The following is a 19358-nucleotide window of genomic DNA, read 5'->3' on the forward strand; positions in this document are numbered from 1 at the left end:
AGCATCATGCCCGCCGCCCCCGCCCCTCGCACGAGCCTGGCGTTCGACGCTGAAATCGGCCAGTCGGCGTTCCCGGTGCGCTTCGAGGGGGTCGGCCGCACCTTCGCGCCGGGTGCTCCGGTGCTGACGGACGTGTCGCTCGACGTCGCTGCAGGCGAGGTCATCGCAATCCTCGGGCCGAGTGGTTGCGGCAAGTCGACCCTTCTGCGCATCGCAGCGGGCCTGGATCGCGCATCCGAGGGCTCGGTGCTGATCGGCGAGACGCCCGTCTCGGGAATTGACCCGCGCTGCGCGGTTGCGTTCCAGGAGCCGCGGCTGCTGCCGTGGCGGAGCATCGCGGACAACGTCGCCCTGGGCCTTCCGCGCGGCACAGCCCGTCCGGCTGCCCGCACGGCCGTCGATGAATTGCTCTCGCTGGTCGGGCTCAGTGCGCACGCACGCTCCCGGCCACGCGAGGTCTCAGGCGGTATGGCTCAGCGCGCCTCGCTCGCCCGCGCGCTCGCCCGAAATCCCGGCGTACTCCTCCTCGATGAGCCGTTCGGCGCGCTCGACGCGCTGACGCGGCTGCGGATGCAGGACCTGCTGCTCGACGTGCATGCGGCGGCACCCGCGACGATCCTGCTGGTGACGCACGATGTTGACGAAGCCCTACAGCTCGCGGACAGGATCGTGCTGCTCGGCCGCGACGAGCCTGGCGGCGTCTCGCGAATTCAGCGTGTCGTGACGGTTCCGGGGGCCCGCCCCCGTGACCGCGGCTCGGCTGAACTCGCCGAGTATCGCGCCGAGCTGCTGACCGGCCTCGGGATCGAACGGCACTAGCTCCTCCCCAGGGGCGTTTTTCCCTGGCTCTCCACAGATCTGCCGCTCCCACTCCACCCCGTCCCCCGCATCCCGCACACTCAGACCCGTCACCGCACTCCGAAGTCGAGGCCCCCATGTCGTTCTCCCGCTCCCCTCTCACTCGTCGCACTGCTCTCGCCGGCTTGCTCACGGCCGCCGCTGTCCCGCTGCTCGCCGGCTGTGTCCAGGGGGAAGGCGGCACCGGCGCGGCCGCCGCCGCCGCTGGAGGCACGCGGGGCGGCACCCTGACACTCGACTTCGCCACCTACAACCCGCTGAGCCTCGTCATCAAAGAGAAAGGCTGGCTCGAGGCAGCCCTCGCCGGCCAGCAGGTCACTGTCACCTGGGTGCAGTCCGCCGGCTCAAATAAGGCCAACGAGGCGCTGCGGGCCGGAGCGATCGACGTCGGCTCGACCGCTGGCTCCGCCGCCCTGCTCGCCCGCTCGAATGGCTCGCCGATCAGGACGATCGACATCTTCTCCCAGCCGGAGTGGGCGGCCCTCGTCGTGCCGGCCGGCTCGCCGATCACATCGGTCGAGCAGCTCAAGGGCAAGCAGATCGCCGCGACCACGGGCACCGACCCCTACTTCTTCCTCGTGCAGGCGCTCGAGGCGGCCGGCCTCGGCATTGACGACGTGACGGTACAGAACCTCCAGCACGCCGATGGCTGGGCGGCGCTGCAGAACGGCTCCGTCGACGCCTGGGCTGGGCTCGACCCGATCATGGCGGGCGCCGAGGCGGCGGGAGCGACCCTGCTCTACCGCAACGTGGACTTCAACTCCTACGGTCTGCTCAACGCGACCGAGAGCTTCCTCGCCGAGAAGCCCGACCTCGCGCAGATTGTCGTCAACGCCTATGAGCACGCCCGGGCCTGGGCTCTCGAGAACCAGGACGAGACCGCGAGAATCCTCGCGTCGGTCGCAGGTCTCGATGTGGCGGTGGCGACCACGGTCATCACGCAGCGGAGCAATCTCGACGTCGACCACGTGCCCGGGTCCGCACAGACCACCGTGCTCGCGGTCATCGGGCCGATCTTCGTCGAGAACGGCGACGTTCCCTCGCAGCGGCAGGTCGACGAGGCGCTCGGGGCGCTGATCGACGACACCTATGCGACGGCGGCCGATCCGAGCGCCATCGGCGCCTGAGCGGCTCCCCCTTCCTTCGACCCGAGGAGACGACCATGGTGATCCGTGACAGCGAGACGGTGACCGACGCCGATGCCGCGCGGGGCGGGCTCGTGCAGGCGCCCGACGCGGTCCAGATCGCGGTAGTCAGCCGCTCAGCGGCAGCGCCGCGGAGCCCGCTTCGTGACGAACATATGGCCGGCGCTCGGGCGCTGAGCTCGCGGCGCTGGTTCGTCGTAGCGGGCGGGGCGATCCTCCCGGCGCTTCTGCTCGCGGCTTGGCAACTGGCGACGACGACAGGACTCGTCTCGGTCTCGGTGTTCCCGTCGCCCGCGATGGTGTGGGCGGCCGGCGTCGACCTCGCCCGGCGCGGCGACCTGGGGCAGGATGTCGCCATCTCGACGCAGCGCGTTCTGATCGGCTTCGCCCTCGGCTCTGCCCTCGGGCTCATCGTGGGAGCGCTCTTCGGGCTCTCTCGCGTCTGGGAGGTCATCCTCGGGCCGACGCTCGGCGCGATCCGCGCGGTGCCCTCGCTCGCCTGGGTACCCCTCTTGCTGCTCTGGATGGGCATCGGCGAGGAGTCAAAGGTCACGCTGATTACCATCGGCGCGTTCTTCCCCGTCTTCACCACGGTGGCGACAGCCCTCGGCCATGTCGACCGGCACCTCGTGGAGGCGGGACGCGCCTTCGGCCTCTCGGGGGTGCGGCTTTTCACCTCCGTACAACTGCCAGCTGTGATCCCCTCGGTGATTTCAGGTCTTCGCCTGGCGCTCGCGCAATCGTGGCTGTTCCTCGTCGCCTCCGAACTGATCGCCTCGTCGATGGGACTCGGCTTCCGCCTCACCGACAGCCAAAGCAACGGCCGGATCGACCGGGTGTTCCTCACGATCATCCTGCTGGCCGTCCTCGGCACGCTCACCGACGCCGTGGTCGGCGTGTTCCAGCGCTACGCCGTCAGGAGATGGGCATGAGCGCCCGGGAGGGAGTGTCGTCCGTGAACGACACCCTTGCCAGCCTCCTTGATGAGCACCGGCGCTTTCCGCCTCCCGAGGGCTTCGCCGCCACGGCGAACGTGGGACAGGAGGAGTACGCGCGGGCGGCCACCGATCCGGTCGCATTCTGGGAGGAGGCGGCGCGGCGCCTCGACTGGGCTGAACCGTGGCACACCGCACACACCTGGGAGCCGGCGGTTCCGCTCCCCGACGGCTCTCTCTCGGTGCCGCGCGCGACCTGGTTCGAGGGCGGACGCCTCAACGTCGCCGAGAACTGCGTCGACCGCCACGTCACTGCCGGTCGGGGCGAGAAGGTCGCGCTGCACTTCGAGGGCGAGCGCGGCGACCGGCGCTCGATCACCTATGCGCAGCTGCAACGCGATGTCGCGCGCGCCGCGCATGCGCTGGCCGAGCTCGGAGTCGGATTCGGCGACCGCGTCGTCGTCTACCTCCCGGTGATCCCCGAGACCGTCGTTATCACCCTGGCGATCGCACGCATCGGAGCCGTCCACTCCCTCGTCTTCGGCGGGTTTTCCGCGGACGCGGTGCGGTTGCGTGTCGAGGACACCGGCGCGAAGCTGCTGGTCACCACGGACGGGCAGTTCCGCCGTGGTGCGGCTGTGCCGGTGAAGGCGAACGCCGACCAGGCGGTCGAGGGCGTCGAGTCGATCGAGCACGTCCTCGTCGTCCGGCGCACGGGCGACTCCGACGTCCCCTGGACCCCGGGCCGCGACGTCTGGTGGCACGAGCTGGTCGACGCGCAGAGCGACGTCCACGACGCCGAGGCCTTCGACTCCGAGACGCCGCTATTCATCATCTACACCTCCGGAACGACCGGGAAGCCCAAGGGGCTGGTGCACACGAGCGGCGGCTACCTCACCCAGGCTTCCTGGACTCACTGGGCGGTATTCGACGCGAAGCCAGACGACGTTCACTGGTGCACCGCCGACCTGGCCTGGGTGACAGCGCACACCTATGAAATCTACGGCCCGCTTTCGAACGGGCTAACCCAGGTGATCTACGAGGGGACCCCCAGCACTCCGCACCCGGCGCGGCACTTCGAGATCATCGAGCGCTACGGAGTCACCGTGTACTACACGGCGCCCACGCTGATCCGCACGCTGAAGACCTGGTTCCCCGAGGGGGTGCCGGAGCAGTACGACCTCTCGAGTCTGCGCCTGCTGGGCACGGTCGGCGAGTCGATCAACCCGGAGGCATGGGTCTGGTTTCACCAGGCGATCGGGCGCGGGCGCTGCCCGATCGTGGACACCTGGTGGCAGTCCGAGACGGGTGCCGCAGTGATGTGTCCCCTGCCCGGCGTCTCGACGCTCAAGCCCGGCTCCTCGCTCGGCGCTCTACCCGGGCTCGGCGCCCTCGTCGTGGACGAGCACGGCGAGCGAGTCCCTAACGGCTCCGGCGGTTACCTCGTCGTCGACCGCACCGGGCCGGCGCTCGCGCGCACCGTCTGGGGGAACCCGGAACGATACCGCGACTCCTACTGGGAGCGCTTTGCCTCCCGGGGCTACTTCTTTTCGGGCGACGGCGCCAAGTACGACGCCGACGGCGACATCTGGGTGCTCGGTCGTGTGGATGACGTCATCAACGTCTCGGGACACCGGCTGTCGACCATCGAGATCGAATCGGCGCTCGTCGCCCACCCCGCCGTCGGCGAGGCCGGAGTCGTCGGGGTCGCCGACGCAGTGACGGGGCAAGCGATCGCGGCATTCGTGATCCCCTCCGACGAGGCCGTCGACCGCGCGGAGGAGGACCCGGCCTACTGGAGCGCACTCGGCGTCACCCTCTCGGCGCGGCTGCGCGACCACGTCGCCACCGCGATCGGTCCCATCGCCAAGCCCCGAGACGTCGTGGTGGTGCCGGATCTACCCAAGACCCGCTCCGGCAAGATCATGCGGCGGCTGCTCGGCGACATCCGCGACGGGCGCGCGCTCGGCGACGTGACGAGCCTTCAAGACGACACCGTGCCGGCGCGGATTGCGCGCATCGTCGCGGCGCGCGGCTGAGGCCGAATCAGACGCAGTGCCCGAGTTCACCTGTGTCTTGACGCCGGCAACGGCACTCTGAGCGTCCTCCGTGCAGAAGGACGGACCGGCGTCAATGTGGTGACCGCGCACCGGATCCTCGATGCGCAGAACGCGACGGATCACACCGACTGAATAAGTCTCATGCTAGCCTCTGGGCACGAATGGGAATCCGAGTTAGGGAAAGCAATGGGTCTATTTAAGCGCAATAAGAAGATGCCGCAACCGACGGATCGGATCGAGTGGGTGACAGCGACGGCGCGACGAATACTCGCCGAGCGGGGTATCGAGGCCACCGTCCAGCATGGCGAGAAGCCCGAAGACGTGATGCTTATCGATGCCGACGGGCGGTGCTACCCGCTCTTCACCATGCTTGCGAAAACGGACGGGGCGTCGATTGCTGAGGCGGAAGACATCATCGCCGATCACATCAGCCCACTCCTCACCTTCGACAAGACACTCGACATAGCGAACTTCTCGCCCGAGGAACTCCGTCTGCGCATCCGCACCCGTCTCTTGCACGCTTCGGAGGGCCAGCCGGACGGACCGTCGCTCCGCTACGCCCGGCCGTTTTCGGATGGCATCGTCATCGCCCTGTGCATCGACCTTCCCAACGCCGTGATGATGCTCAGCGACGAAAACATTCGCACGCTCGCACTGGGCGAGGACGAGCTGTACGCCTTTGGGCAGCTGAACACCGACCGCGAGGCCATTGATCAACGATATGAGGCATCTCCTGGAGTCGAGGTCATCGTCGGCAATTCTCTCTTCACCGCCTCAAAGGCTGCGAATCTTCCCGCAGTCATTGGTTCCGCACCATTCGGAACCTTTTTCACAATTCCCTATCGACACATGCTTATCACTCTGCCTCTCACCGGGCCGGAGACCCTCGAAGCGGTGCAGCAACTCGTCGGGGTGACCATGCAGGCGATCGGCGATGGGCTGGTGCCCGGGGGCGTGCTCTCTCTGAACGTCCATTTCTCTCGCGGAGGCGTCGTCACGCCGGTCTCGTCAATCGACGAGACCGGTAAAATTACCCTCCGCGTCGACGAGCGGCTTCGGCAAGCACTCGAAGATTCGGCCACGAACGGGGAAGATCTCGGGACTGCTGAGGGGTCGGTCGACTCCTGATCTGTGGCGACCAATGGTCGCTGTCGGAAAGATGGCAACCGTGCCGCAGCCGCATCCGGAAGAGTTCCGTCAGTCTGTCGTCGCTTGGAAGGGTGACGGCCGCGGCCGTCTTGGCGACTGATTCCCCATGCCGAAGCTCGGCGGCCCCATCCGGAGTAGCGTGAGGCCGTGCGCGACGTCCAACAGCAGATCATCTCCGAGCTCCACGTCTCCCCCACCGTCGATCCAGCCGCAGAGGTTGATCGGCGCAGCGGCTTCCTCGCCGACTACCTCCGCAGCACCGGCGCGAAGGGCCTCGTCCTCGGCATCAGCGGCGGACAGGATTCGAGCCTCGCCGGCCGACTCTGCCAGCTCGCGGTCGAGCGGGTGCGCGCCAGCGGTGGCGACGCCTCCTTCATCGCAGTGCGCCTGCCGTACCGCGTGCAGGCCGACGAGGAGGACGCCCAGCTGGCCCTCACGTTCATCCGGCCGGACCGCCAGGTCGTCTTCGACATCCGTCAGGGGGTCGATGGGATCGCCGCAGCGTTCGGCGATGCGGTTGGCGAAACGCTTTCTGACTTCGTCAAGGGCAATGTCAAGGCCCGCGCCCGGATGATCGCGCAATACGCCATCGCCGGCCAGACCGGCATGCTCGTCGTCGGAACCGATCACGCGGCAGAGGCGGTGACCGGCTTCTTCACCAAGTTCGGCGACGGCGGCGCCGACGTCCTCCCGCTGACCGGCTTGACGAAGCGCCAGGGCCGCTCGCTCCTCGAACACCTGGACGCTCCAGCCCGGCTGTACGAGAAGGCGCCGACCGCCGATCTCCTGGATGAGAACCCGGGCCAGCCAGACGAGTCAAACCTCGGCCTGGTCTACGCCGATCTCGACACGTACCTCGAGGGCGGCGACGTGGATCCGGCAGTCGCAGCCGCGATCGAGGCGCGGTACGCCGCGACCGAACACAAGCGCCAGGTACCGCTGTCGATGTTCGACGACTGGTGGCGCTGACTCGGACGAGCCTCGAGATCGGCCCGGACGGACGAGATCTCCTGCCGCGGCGGGGTATCTCGTCCGTCCGTCGGCATTTCGCGACATTTCGCGAGATTAGGGGGTGGCGCGGGAGACCGTGAGGGCCTCGTTGCGGAGCACGACGTCGATGCCACGTGCCTCGAACTGGGCGGCCCAGTCCTCGCGCATCGGGCCCTCGTCGAACGTGCTGATCTCCTCCAGCTCGGGTCCCGAGCCCGCGACGACCAACCGGCGAATCCCCGACCATAGCGTCGCCCCGTAGCACTGCACGCACGGCCGCCAGTTGACGACAAGCTCGTGCACGGGGAGGCCCTCGCCGCCGAGGTCCCAGGTGCTTAGCGCAGTCTGCGCCAGACCGAGCGCCGTGACCTCTGCGTGCCCGGAGGAGACTCCACTCGCGAGGACCACGTTCACTCCAACCGAGACGAGGCGGCCGGAGTCGCGCTCGACGACAATCGCCGCGAACGGTCCGCCGTTGCCCTCACGGAAGTTTCGGTCGGCGAGGGTGTGCACGAGAGCCATCCGCGCTTCGAGCGTCGGAAGGACCTCGGGAACGTCGCTGAGCGCGTCCTCGATCCAGGCGGGCAGAGCGATCTCGTAGCGGGTGGCGAGCCGGTCGATGTTCACGGGGTACTCCATCAGGCGGGGCGGGCGGGCGAGCAGCCAGCACTTAACGCAGAGTTGGCCGGGGTGCCTTCTGCTAGCCACTGACCCACTCCGCCGTCAATAACCAAGCCGTCGTTAGCAGATAAGCGGATGTCGGGCCGCGCGGAGGAAGTCATCCTTGTTGCCACAACCCCAGCCCCACGCTCCGCTGTATTGGTTACGGACGCACGAGCGTCTTGATCGCACGACGCTCGTCCATCGCTGCGTACGCCTCGGCGATGTGCTCGAGCGGCAGCTCGAGGTCGAAGACCAGGCCGGGCTCGATCGCTCCGCTGAGCACATCGGGGAGCAGCTCCGCCATGTAACCGCGCACCGGCGCCACCCCGCCGTTCACGCCCACGTTCGATCCGAACATCTGCCGCACGGGCAGCTCGGGACCGCCGTTCGGGACGCCGACATAGCCGACCATCCCACCGGGGCGCGCGGAGTCGAGCGCCTGCTGCATCGACTCCTTGGTGCCGACGCACTCAAGCACGCAGTCGGCTCCGATGCCGTCGGTCAGTTCGCGGACACGTGCGACGCCCTCGTCGCCGCGGGTCTCGACGATGTGCGTCGCACCGAACCGTCGAGCGAGATTTTGGCGCGACTCATGCCGTGACATCGCAATGATGGTGGTCGCTCCGAGGCGCTTGGCCGCGAGGACGGCGCAAAGGCCGACCGCGCCGTCTCCGACCACTGCGACCGTCGAGCCGACCGTCACTCCCGCGGACACGGCCGCGTGGTGACCGGTGCCCATCACGTCGGCCAGCGTCAGCAGGCTCGGAATGAGCGCCGGATCGGGGTCGGTGCCGACACGGAAAAGCGTGCCGTCGGCGAGCGGAACGCGCACCTTCTCGCCCTGGGCGCCATCCGCGAAGCCGTCCTCGCGCACCTCCGCACCCCACCAGCCGCCCGCGAGGCAGGAGGTCGAAACACCGTTAGCGCAGTTCAGGCAGGTTCCGTCGCAGATGTAGAAGGGGGCGATCACAAAGTCGCCGACAGCGACATCGTGCACGTCCTCGCCGACGGCCTCGACAACGCCGACGAACTCGTGGCCAATGCGATGCGCCTCCTTCGTGGGAGTGACACCCCGGTAGGGCCAGAGGTCAGAGCCGCAGACGCAGGCGGCCGTGACGCGGACGATCGCGTCGCGCCCGGTCGACAACTGCGGGTCGGGGACCTCCTCGAGCCGGATGTCGCGTTCGCCGTGGATCAGTGTTGCTCGCATGAATACTCCTGGTATGGAGAGGGGTAGGACGCTTTCTACGCTACGCCCGCGTCGTGCGGCGGACGTCGGACCGAGGGGGGCTTGCACGGCGGCGCCTCCGCCTGACACTTGAGTGCGATCACGGCGGCGCCTCCGCCCAGCCGTCCCGCCCCACGACGACGTGCGCGATGAACCGCAGCCCACACGCCTCCGCCCCTTCGGCGAGCGCTCGCGTCGCTGCCCGGTCGGAGGGCAGCACAACCGCTTCACCTGGATGGCTGTGCGCGAGTCCGACTCCCGTGGCGCCGCGGGCGAGTACCTCGGCCAAGACGGTCGGCACCGGGAGCTCCGCGTGGGCGGGGGCGCCGTCGGCCAACGTCAGGACATCGCGGACGATGCCCGACTCGCCGAGGGCGACCGCCAGCACCGTCTCGAGCGGGCGGGCGGCGAGGAACGGAATGACCAGCTCGGCGAGCCCGTCCGCATCCGTCACGCGAGTGGCACGCGACGCGCGGTTCATCCGCCGACGCAGCTCGAAGGAGGCGACCAACCGGCACGCGGCGACCTCGCCGACTCCGCGATGCCGCATCAGATCGACCACGCCAGCGCGCGCAACCGCGTCGATGCCGCCGAAACGGGCCAGGAGGCGCTGCGCCACGACGGTCGCGTTGGCGCCGCGCACTCCCGCTCCGATGAGCACGGCGAGCGTCTCGGCATCGGTCAGCGCCCCAGGGCCGCGCGCACGCAGGCGCTCTCGCGGCCGCTGCTCGGGAGCGAGGTCGGCCATGCGCGGCGATTCGAAGGACATGCCCGCGACGCTACGCAGGCCACCGTCGCCGCGGGCGCCCGCGACCGCATCTGTGGACAATCGAGCCCTCTCCACCCCCTGTGGAGGAGCCTCCTCCGCCGCTCGCCGCCGCGAGTGTCCAAAAGTTGTCGCACTCGGCGTCGAGTGCGACAACTTTTGGACATTCGAACGGCGACGGCGGCCTATGACGGCTCTGACAGGCCCGGCGTCACCACCAGGCGCTCGCCGTCCGGCGCCACGTCCACCAGCACGACGTCGCCGTCGCGAATAGTCCCGCCGAGCAGCGCCGTCGCCAGCTGATCGTCGATCGCCCGCTGCATCAGCCGGCGCAGCGGCCTCGCCCCGTACTGCGGGTCGTAGCCGCGCTCTGCCAGCCACCCGCGAGCGGCCGGCGTCACCGCCAGATCGAGCCGCCGCTCCGCCAGCCGCCGGGAGAGTCGGTCGACGTACAGCGACACGATCTCTCCCAGCTCGGTCCGGTCGAGCGCGTCGAAAATCACGATGTCGTCGAGCCGGTTCACGAACTCGGGCTTGAACGCCTGGCGCACCATTTGCTGCACCGCCTCCTCCTTCTGCGCCCGCGAGAGCGCGGGATCGACGAGGAACTGCGAGCCGAGGTTCGAGGTGAGGATCAGGATCGTGTTGCGGAAGTCGACAGTCCGTCCCTGCCCGTCGGTCAGCCGTCCGTCGTCGAGCACCTGGAGCAGCACGTCGAACACTTCGGCGTGCGCCTTCTCGATCTCATCGAGCAGCACGACCGAGTAGGGGCGGCGCCGCACCGCCTCCGTCAGCTGCCCGCCCTGCTCGTAGCCGACGTAGCCGGGAGGAGCGCCCACCAGCCGCGAGACAGCAAACTTCTCGCCGTACTCCGACATATCAATGCGCACCATCGCCTTCTCGTCGTCGAAGAGGTGGTCGGCGAGCGCCTTCGCCAGCTCGGTCTTGCCGACGCCGGTCGGCCCGAGGAAGAGGAAGGAGCCGGTGGGCCGATCGGGGTCCGAGATCCCGGCCCGAGTGCGGCGGACAGCATCGGACACGGCCGAGACGGCCTCGTCCTGCCCGATCAGTCGCCGGTGCAGCTCGGTCTCGAGGTGCAGCAGCTTCTCGGTCTCGCCCTGGAGGAGTCGCCCGACCGGGATGCCCGTCCACGCCGCGATCACCGCCGCGATGTCGTCGGCCGTCACCTGTTCATTGACCATGCGGCCCTCGACGGGCTCCTCCTCGGCCTCCGCTGTGGCGAGTTCACGCTCGATCACCGGGATGTCGCCGTAGAGCAGCTTCGACGCGCGCTCCAGCTTTCCCTCGCGCTGCGCCCGCTCGGCCGCGATGCGCAGAGCGTCGAGCCGGTTCTTCAGTTCGCCGACGCGGTTGAGGGAGGCGCGCTCGCGCTCCCACCGCTCCTGCAACTCCTCGAGCTGGGCGCTGCGCCGGGCGAGGTCCTCGCGGAGCTTCTCGAGCCGCGCCTTCGAGGCTTCGTCCTTTTCCTTCTTCAGCGCCAGCTCCTCCAGCGTCAACCGGTCGACGGAGCGGCGCAGCTCATCGATCTCAACCGGAGCGGAGTCGATCTCCATCCGCAGGCGCGACGCGGCCTCGTCGATCAGGTCGATCGCCTTATCCGGCAGCTGGCGGGCGGTGATGTAGCGGTTCGAGAGCGAGGCGGCGGCGACCAGGGCGGAGTCGGCGATGGCCACCTTGTGGTGCGCCTCGTAGCGCTCCTTCAACCCGCGGAGGATCGCGACCGTGTCCTCGACGCTCGGCTCGCCGACGAACACCTGCTGGAACCGGCGCTCCAGGGCGGCGTCCTTTTCGATGTACTGCCGGTATTCGTCGAGAGTGGTCGCGCCGATCATCCGCAGCTCACCCCTGGCCAGCATGGGCTTGAGCATGTTTGCCGCCGCGACCGAGCCTTCGCCGCCGCCCGCGCCCATCAGGGTGTGCAGCTCGTCGATGAAGGTGATGATCCGGCCGTCGGACTCCTCGATCTCCTGGAGCACCGCCTTGAGCCGCTCCTCGAATTCGCCGCGGTACTTCGCTCCCGCAATCAACGCCGAGAGGTCGAGACTGACGAGCTGCTTGCCCTTGAGGCTCTCGGCGACGTCACCGGCGACGATCCGCTGGGCGAGCCCCTCGACGACCGCGGTCTTGCCGACGCCAGGTTCGCCGATGAGGACCGGGTTGTTCTTAGTGCGGCGCGTGAGCACCTGGCTGACGCGCCGGATTTCGGCGTCGCGCCCGATCACCGGGTCGAGCTTGCCGCTGGCCGCGATCGCGGTCAGGTTGACGCCGTACTGCTCGAGGGCGGACTTCTCGTCCTGCTGGGGCATCCGACCGGCCTGCATGATGGTCTCCTCCATGGATCGAAAGTTGAGTGCTTCCCACTCAACTTAGCTCTTGGAGCGCCTATTCCCGAGTAGTCAGGCCATCCGGAGACCCCGGCGCAGTGAGGAGAGGGCATCGCGAAGGATCGAGCGCAGGCGCGGCTCGCCGATCCCGGTGAGAGCAGCGATCTCGGGCTGCGAGAAGCGACCGGCCGAGGCCAGCAGGAGCAGTTCCCGATCAGGGCACCGGAGCGCAAGCACCTCGCGGCCGATGGGGCGCTGGGTGGAATCAACTGTTGAACCGAGCGTCTCGCAGAGCACCTCAAGCAGCCACAGCACAGGCTCCGGCACCCGGGCACCCTCACGGGCGCGCCGCCAGACAGCGGTGAACACCGCGGTGCAGAGCTGGTCACGCATACCCGGATCGGCCTGGACCGTGGAGATGCACGCCGAGAACAGCGCGCCGAAGCGGTCGAAAAGATCGGCGAGTGCGGAGGCATCGCCCATCGAAGCCCGGACGAGCAGCCCCGCCGCATCCTCAGTCAGCGCAGGGCGCGCCCTGCCACCGGCCCCCTCCTCGATTTCCCCGCTCACGTTACTCAGCGTGTCACCGCCGCCACGGTCGGTGACACCAGTTGCACGAAAGGGGGGTGACAGGTAGCGCAGAGCCCGCCGCCGCCGTGTCCTCACCAGCACCCGACGCCGAAGCGCGCGCACATTTCGGGTGCCGCACGGGGCGTTCGTCGCACGGATGCTGCTCGCGAGCACTCGCAGGGGACGCTTCGAGTTTCCACACCCGGACTCCAGGCCAGCAGCGGATCAGGAGCTGCGTCAGGGCGGTTCTCCACACCTCTCCACAGGGTTGTCCACACCTGTGGAATGGCCGAGTCGTCGAGCGGATCAGATGTCGACGGCGCGGACGAGGCCCTCCTGGACGCCGCCCAGCCAGTCGTAGACGCTGCGGATCGCGGCGGCATTTTCGCCCTCCGGTTCGACGCCGTCGGTGTCCGCGATCCCGAGGCGCACGGCAAGCGCGAGCCGCATGTCGGTCAGGGCTCGGAGCCAGGCGACCGCCTGCGGCTCCTCCAGTCGCACGCTCACGTCGCCGAGCTCCGCGAACACCCGGCCGTGACTCGATCCGTCGCCGGCGTCCAGGCCCGTGACAATCATCCGCGCGTCGTCCATCTTGCGACCGGCGAGATCCGGAGCAGTAAAGCGCCGGAACTCATCGGCCGCCTCGGCGTCATCGCGGTAGGCATCGGGCAGGAGACGCGCCAACGCCGGATCGGAGCGGGCCTCGGGCGAGGACGCACCCCGGTCGAGCAGTTCGAGCATCTCGCCGGCGAGGTGGCGGAGGATCCCGGCCTCCTCGCGGTCAAAACGGGCGACGACGGCACCGGAGGAGTCGCGACGGAACGCGCGCATCAGCCCGCCCCGCTCACGCGTCAGCCTTCTGCAACGTCGCCCACAGGCCGAAGCCATGCATCGCCTCCACGTGCCGCTCCATTTCCTCGCGGTTCCCGGTCGCCACGACGGCGCGACCCTCGGTGTGCACCTGGAGCATGAGGCGCTCGGCCTCCGCCCTGCCGAAGCCGAAGTACGTGCGGAACACGTACGAGACGTACGACATCAGGTTCACCGGATCGTCCCAGACCAGGACGATCCACGGCACCTCAGCCGCCGAGCGGGTCGCCTGCCGCTCGTCCACGCGCTCGATCGTGTCCGCCATCCCTCCAGAGTAGGTCGCCCGCGCCGAGTCTCCTCGCCCCTGCCACCGAGCCTCCACAAGCCGTCCCGCCGACTGCGTCAGGAGGAGACTCGCGGCAGCACCTCGCGAGCGAAGAAGTCGAGGTGTTCGAGGTCCTGCACATCCATGAACTGCAGGTAGACCCGCTCGACACCTGCCTCACGAAGCGACTCCAGGCGGTCGACCGCCTCCTGCACCCCACCTGCGACGCCGTGCTCGCGCAACTCGGTCGGCTCGCGACCGATCGCAGCGGCTCGCCGCGTGAACTCCGCCTCGTCGCCTCCGCCAACCGCGATCAGCGCGACCGAGTGCACGATCGACGACGGCTCGCGACCGATCGCCCGGCACGCCTCATCCACCCGCGCGAAGGCGCCCGGGATCGCGTCGAACTCGGGGAACGGAAGGTTGAACTCGCTCGCGAAGCGCGCCGCGAGCGCCGGAGTCCGCCGGGGACCGCCTCCTCCCACGATCACCGGCAGCGGCAGCCGCGCGGGTTTCGGCAGCGCCGGCGAGTCGGTCAACGTGTAGTGCTCGCCCGCGAACGAGTACCGCTCGCCGACCGGAGTCGACAACAGGCCTGTGATGATCTCGAGCTGCTCCTCGAGCAGGTCGAAGCGGCGGGGCGGAAAAGGGATGCCGTACGCAGCGTGCTCTTGCTCGAACCAGCCGGTACCGAGCCCGAGTTCGACCCGACCACCCGACATCGCGTCGACCTGTGCCACCTGGATCGCCAGGATGCCTGGCGGGCGATAGGTGACGGAGGAGACGAGGGTGCCGAGCGCGATCCGCTCCGTCTCGCGGGCGAGAGCGGCGAGCGTCGTCCACGCGTCGGAAGGGCCGACTCCGGGGTCGCCGTCCCCCATCCGGAGGTAGTGGTCGGAGCGGAAGAAGCCGTCATAGCCGAGAGCTTCGGTGGCCTGCGCGACGGCGAGGAGGTCCTCGTAACTCGCGCCCTGCTGGGGTTCGGTAAACACTCTGAACTGCACACGTCCAGCCTTGCGTACGGGAAGTGGATCGCGCGAGCCCGAGGACGGGGGCCGGGCCCGTCTACCGCGGCAGGCTGCAACGTTTCGGAGACAGATCCGCGCGTACGACCGCGCCCGGTGGGCCGCCCTCGTGGGCGACATTGGCACGTTCTCCGGGCTCGAGGAGCCCACCGAGCGCGAGCCCGACCATCCGCTCACACGGCTGGCGCTCCGGCTGCGGTCTCCGCGGAAGCGAGCGTCACTGGGTGTTGGTAAAGATGGCCTTCGGGCGGTCGAAGTCGGCGGCGATCTCGACGACCAAGGACTTGGGGTCCGCCACGGAGAAGGCCTGTCGCCAGGTCACCGAGCCGCCAGGCAGGACCGAGGTGCGAGGCTCTTCGAACTTCTCTGTAGAGGAGTAGTCGTAGATGCGGCTCGCCTCGACGCCACCGGAGGAGACATTGACCCTGAGCTGCGGGTCGAAGGCCTTGTCGGAGTCGTTCTTGATCGCGAAGGTCAGCACGACCTGGTGCGCCTGGTCAGCGCCCGTCGCTCTCTCGCCGGGCTGGAAAGTGGTCGGCTCCGCAACTCCGACCGCGACCTTGTCGTCATAGATGATTCCGTCGTTGAACTTCGCGATGAGCTTCTGGTCAGCGGGGCGCGCACTCGGGGACGAGTCGGATGAGTGGGTGAGCCCCTGGAGCTGTCGGTCCCGCACGGCGTTCACGATCCCTATGGCTGTGATCACGATGATGACGATGGTGAGTACGACGCCGACCACGCCCAGTACGAGACCAGTCACCCCGAAACTCTTCGGCGGCTTCCTCTTTGCCAGCGTCACGATTCCGAGAACGATCGCGGCGATCGCGAGGGGACCACCGAGGATCGGCACAAAGGCCAGCGGAACGGCCGCAATCCCGATGATCAGGGCGGTGATGGCGAGACCGCTACGCGCGGGTGGTGCGGGTGGTGCAGCGTGGGAGCCGGAAAACGGCGGAACGGGCGGGGCGGACGGCTGAGTTTCTGTCATCGCTCCAGCCTGCCCGAATCGCCCTCCACCGCGCTCGTTGGCGCGAGATGCGTGTCGCTGAATGTCGGTCGGCCGAGCGGCCGATCAGCTGGGCGAGGGGACGACGGGGTGCTCCGGCGGGTCCTGGTCGTCGTCGAGTCGTGCGTCGGCCCCCTCGTCCAGCGCTTCGTCGAGCGCCTCCGGATCGTCGATCTCGGCCGGGTCCTCGGGCGGCACCGGCAGGGAGTCGACGTCGGGGCGGGTGGTGTCGGTGACGTCCTCGGGGGCGTCGAAGCCAAAGCTGCTCATGGTTCCCTCTCCACGGCACAGACGGTGCGCGGTGCCGCTGCGGGCAGCATAAGTCGACCTCTCTGACGCGGTCACGGCCTTGACGAGGTGCGTCCGGTCGCTTCCCGTTCTCATTCCACTCGCGATCTGATCGAGCAGGGCCCGTCGTCGGCCGAGGTCCCTCGTCCGTTCACTACTCATCAACACGAAGACAAACTGAACGCAGGCCAACCACTCGAACTCAGTGCACGTACTCGAGCAGGTCCGCACCGAGAGTCCGCATCCCCTCGAGCACGGCGAGCCGGTAGTGCAGCGTCGTGTCGTCGAACTGCGTCGCGACCGCGTAGGCGACGCCCGCGCGCGGGCCGCGGAGGACCCCGGCCTCGGCGCGCACCCCGACGTCGATCCCGGTGGCGTTCACGAGGAGTACCCCGTGATCGGGCCGGCGGTGCGCGAGCGGGTCGAGGCCGAACGCGGACGCGACCAGCGACAGGTCGCTACCGAGAGACAGCCAGCCGATCACACGGGAACTCACCGCCGCGTCGACGATCTCGCCGTTCGCGAGCGTGGCCAGCAGCCAGGTCAGTTCGCGAGCGGAGCCGATGGAGAGCTGCGGAGCGTCATCCGGTCCGCGTTCATCGCGGACCACATCGAGCAGGGCAGTGCGGGAGAGCCCGAGGGCCTCAGCGCGCTCGCGGACCGCGTCGAGCCCCACCCGGCGCAGCAGGACATTGGTGGCCAGGTTGTCGCTCGATGCCCCGACCAGAGCGGCGAGGTCGGCAATCGGCATCGAGGGGATTTGCAGGTGCTGCCACAGGCCCGAGCCCGAGACCGCATCTCCACCGGTGCGATCGACGAGGCGCAGATTCTCCTCAGGCTCGTTCGCCAGGCGCGCGGCGACCTCGATGAGCAGCACCACCGTGCCGAGGGACGCGGTGGGCATCGAGACGGAGTCGTCGACAGTGAACAGGGTCCGCCCGGTCGCCAGATCGACCGCGCGGGCCGAGACCACCACTCCGTCGAGCGCGAGGCGCCCGAGAGCGTCGAACCCGCGCTGGAAGTTGTCGCGCTCGCCGTCACCCTTGTGGCGTCCTCTGCGGTTGCGTCTCTTCGTGCGGCGGGAATCGCGGGTGGGGATCACCACGGTAGGGCCCCTCTACGTATCAGGAGTGCGGTCGGTGGGGCGGGCGGCTACCAGATGCTCACGCGCTCGCCCGGGGCGAGCCAGAGTGCATCTGCGTCGGAGACGTCGAACGCCTCGTAGAACTCGTGAATGTTGCGGACGATCTGGTTGCAGCGGAACTCAGCGGGAGCATGCGGATCGATGGCGAGGAGACGGATGGTCTCCTCGTCGCGCGACTTCTGCTGCCAGGCCTGCGCCCACGAGAGGAAGAAGCGCTGCGCTCCGGTCAGGCCGTCAATGACCGGCGGCTCCTGGCCCTCGAGCGAGAGGAGGTACGCCTGCCAGGCTATTCCGAGGCCACCGAGATCGCCGATGTTCTCGCCGATCGTGAGCGCCCCGTTGACGTGGTGATCGGGGGTCGTCGCGGGAGCGAGCGCGTCGTACTGCGCGATCAGCGCGCTGGTGCGCTCCTCGAATGCGGCGCGGTCGTCCTCGGTCCACCAGTCGGTGAGGCGGCCGTCGCCGTCGAACCGGGAGCCCTGGTCGTCGAAGCCGTGGCCGATCTCGTGACCGATGACCGCTCCGATCGCGCCGTAGTTCGCGGCGGAGTCGCGGTTCTCGTCGAAGAAGGGGAACTGCAGGATGGCGGCCGGGAAGACGATCTCGTTGAAGCCGGGGTTGTAGTAGGCGTTGATCGTCTGCGGAGTCATGAACCACTCGTCGCGGTCGAGCGGGCGGCCGATCTTGCCGAGTTCGCGGTCGAATTCGAATGCGGCGACGCGGCGGGCGTTGCCCACCAGGTCCGCGGCGTCAATCGAGAGGGCCGAATAATCGCGCCAGCGCGCCGGGTAGCCGATCTTCGGGGTGAACTTGCCAAGCTTCTCGAGCGCGCGCTCGCGAGTCTCGGGCCCCATCCACTCGAGGTCGGTGATCGAGCGGCGGTAGGCCTCGATCAAATTCGCGACGAGCACGTCCATCGCGGCCTTTGCACTCTCGGGGAAATGACGGGCGACATAGGTCCGGCCGACCGCCTCCCCCAGCGCCCCCTCGACGAGCGAGACGCCGCGCTTCCAGCGCTCGCGCTTCTGTGGCGTGCCCGTGAGGGTGCGCCCGTAGAAGTCGAAGTTGGCATCGACAAAATCGGTTGACAGGTAGGCGGCGGCGCCGCGAACGACCTGCCACGACAGCCAGTCACGCCAGGCCGGGAGGTGCTCGTCAGTGAGGAGGCCGGCGAGGCCCTGGAGGAAGCTCGGCTGGCGCACGACGACCTCGGCGAGCGCCCCCTCCGGAGCACCCATCGCGGTGAGCCAGACGCGGAGATCGACGCCCGCGGCGAGTTCTTCGACCTCTGCCCAGGAGCGGAGATTGTAGGTCGCCTGGCTATCGCGGCTGCGCACCTTGTCCCAGTGCACGGCCGCCAGCTGAGTCTCGAGCGCGACGATCCGCTCGGCCCGCGTCTCGGCGGCGTCGATGCCCGCCAGCGCGAGCATGCGCGCGACGAACGGCGTGTAGGCCTCGCGAACCGACGCGAACTCCTCCTCGCGGTAGTAGCTCTCGTCCGGTAGGCCGAGGCCGCCCTGGTTGACGGAGACGAGGTAGCGCTCGGGGTTGCCCGGGTCGTTGTCGACGAAGAGGCCGACGAGCCCGGGGACGCCGGAGCGCTCGAACTCGCCGATGGTGCGGAGGAGGCCGGGAATCGAGTCGACGCGCCGCACCAAGGCGAGGTCGTCGATGATCGGAGCCGCACCCAGCTCCTCGGCACGGGCCTCGTCCATGAAGGAGGCGTAGAGGTCGCCGAACAGGCGCTCCTCGGTACCGTGCTGCGCGGTCTCCGCCTCGACGATAATCTCGCGCACCGCCTTCTCCGCCTCCTCCTGGAGGGTGTGGAAAGACCCGTAGCGCGCTTTGTCGGAGGGGATCTCGGTGCGGTCGATCCACAGCCCGTTCACATGGCGGTAGAGATCGTCCTGCGGGCGCGTCGCGGGGTCGAGTTCGGGCAGGTCGATACCGGAGCGGGGCGTCGTCGAGGTCATGAGCGACAGCCTACGGCGGGGTGCCGACACGGAGGCGGTTGACGCCGAGTGCCGGTCGATGGTGACGAGCGCGGGGGG

General features: G+C 68.7%; 18 protein-coding genes. 6 read left to right on the top strand and 12 right to left on the bottom strand.

What is annotated here, in order from left to right; genetic code table 11:
• Positions 1–6 precede the first annotated feature (6 nt).
• From B0H03_RS09225 to nadE, 6 genes are all read left to right on the top strand, one after another.
• Positions 7–819 (top strand): ABC transporter ATP-binding protein, encoded by an 813-nt coding sequence (locus B0H03_RS09225; RefSeq protein WP_104265897.1) that lies wholly within the window; start codon positions 7–9, stop codon positions 817–819.
• 116 nt (positions 820–935) lie between these two features.
• Positions 936–1985, top strand: coding sequence for an aliphatic sulfonate ABC transporter substrate-binding protein (locus B0H03_RS09230; protein WP_104265896.1), 1050 nt, complete (start codon positions 936–938; stop codon positions 1983–1985).
• Positions 1986–2158: 173 nt separating this feature from the next.
• The gene (locus B0H03_RS09235) at positions 2159–2935 is read left to right on the top strand and encodes an ABC transporter permease (protein ID WP_104265904.1); all 777 of its coding nucleotides are present in this window, start codon (positions 2159–2161) and stop codon (positions 2933–2935) included.
• Positions 2932–4977, top strand: coding sequence for an acetate--CoA ligase (gene acs / locus B0H03_RS09240; protein WP_104265895.1), 2046 nt, complete (start codon positions 2932–2934; stop codon positions 4975–4977). Before B0H03_RS09235 ends, acs begins: the two co-directional genes overlap by 4 nt.
• 207 nt (positions 4978–5184) lie before the next feature.
• Positions 5185–6126, top strand: coding sequence for a hypothetical protein (locus tag B0H03_RS09245; RefSeq protein WP_243411139.1), 942 nt, complete (start codon positions 5185–5187; stop codon positions 6124–6126).
• A 168-nt stretch (positions 6127–6294) separates the two neighbouring features.
• On the top strand, positions 6295–7116 hold the full coding sequence (gene nadE, locus B0H03_RS09250; protein WP_104265894.1) for an ammonia-dependent NAD(+) synthetase: 822 nt from the start codon (positions 6295–6297) through the stop codon (positions 7114–7116).
• 96 nt (positions 7117–7212) lie between these two features.
• On the opposite strand, the gene B0H03_RS09255 is transcribed toward nadE, so the two are convergent.
• The 12 genes from B0H03_RS09255 to B0H03_RS09310 all read right to left on the bottom strand — a co-directional run bounded on the left by B0H03_RS09255 (position 7213) and on the right by B0H03_RS09310 (position 19280).
• On the bottom strand, positions 7213–7845 hold the full coding sequence (locus B0H03_RS09255) for a tRNA-specific adenosine deaminase (protein ID WP_202130050.1): 633 nt from the start codon (positions 7843–7845) through the stop codon (positions 7213–7215).
• A gap of 115 nt (positions 7846–7960) precedes the next feature.
• Complete coding sequence (locus B0H03_RS09260) at positions 7961–9010, bottom strand: zinc-dependent alcohol dehydrogenase family protein (protein ID WP_104265892.1); 1050 nt, start codon at positions 9008–9010, stop codon at positions 7961–7963.
• A gap of 118 nt (positions 9011–9128) precedes the next feature.
• Entirely contained in the window at positions 9129–9797 is a 669-nt protein-coding gene (locus B0H03_RS09265; protein ID WP_127844028.1) for a JAB domain-containing protein, read from the bottom strand.
• Between the two features lie 182 nt (positions 9798–9979).
• Positions 9980–12136: an ATP-dependent Clp protease ATP-binding subunit gene (locus B0H03_RS09270; protein ID WP_104265902.1), complete on the bottom strand. Its 2157-nt coding sequence runs from the start codon at positions 12134–12136 to the stop codon at positions 9980–9982.
• Positions 12137–12211: 75 nt separating this feature from the next.
• Positions 12212–12709 (bottom strand): RNA polymerase sigma factor, encoded by a 498-nt coding sequence (locus B0H03_RS09275; RefSeq protein ID WP_127844027.1) that lies wholly within the window; start codon positions 12707–12709, stop codon positions 12212–12214.
• Positions 12710–13015: 306 nt separating this feature from the next.
• Positions 13016–13540: a DUF2017 domain-containing protein gene (locus B0H03_RS09280; protein WP_104265889.1), complete on the bottom strand. Its 525-nt coding sequence runs from the start codon at positions 13538–13540 to the stop codon at positions 13016–13018.
• 13 nt (positions 13541–13553) lie between these two features.
• Positions 13554–13844, bottom strand: a complete 291-nt coding sequence (gene clpS / locus B0H03_RS09285; RefSeq protein WP_104265888.1) for an ATP-dependent Clp protease adapter ClpS — start codon at positions 13842–13844, stop codon at positions 13554–13556.
• Positions 13845–13921: 77 nt separating this feature from the next.
• Entirely contained in the window at positions 13922–14848 is a 927-nt protein-coding gene (locus tag B0H03_RS09290) for an LLM class F420-dependent oxidoreductase (protein ID WP_104265887.1), read from the bottom strand.
• Between the two features lie 238 nt (positions 14849–15086).
• Entirely contained in the window at positions 15087–15857 is a 771-nt protein-coding gene (locus B0H03_RS09295; RefSeq protein WP_104265886.1) for a hypothetical protein, read from the bottom strand.
• An 84-nt stretch (positions 15858–15941) separates the two neighbouring features.
• Complete coding sequence (locus B0H03_RS09300) at positions 15942–16145, bottom strand: hypothetical protein (protein ID WP_104265885.1); 204 nt, start codon at positions 16143–16145, stop codon at positions 15942–15944.
• Positions 16146–16365: 220 nt separating this feature from the next.
• Entirely contained in the window at positions 16366–17268 is a 903-nt protein-coding gene (locus B0H03_RS09305) for a serine hydrolase (protein ID WP_104265884.1), read from the bottom strand.
• A 47-nt stretch (positions 17269–17315) separates the two neighbouring features.
• On the bottom strand, positions 17316–19280 hold the full coding sequence (locus B0H03_RS09310; protein WP_104265883.1) for a M13 family metallopeptidase: 1965 nt from the start codon (positions 19278–19280) through the stop codon (positions 17316–17318).
• Between the last annotated feature and the right edge of the window lie 78 nt (positions 19281–19358).

Source organism: Rathayibacter iranicus NCPPB 2253 = VKM Ac-1602 (genome assembly GCF_003149025.1).
GTDB lineage: Bacteria > Actinomycetota > Actinomycetes > Actinomycetales > Microbacteriaceae > Rathayibacter > Rathayibacter iranicus.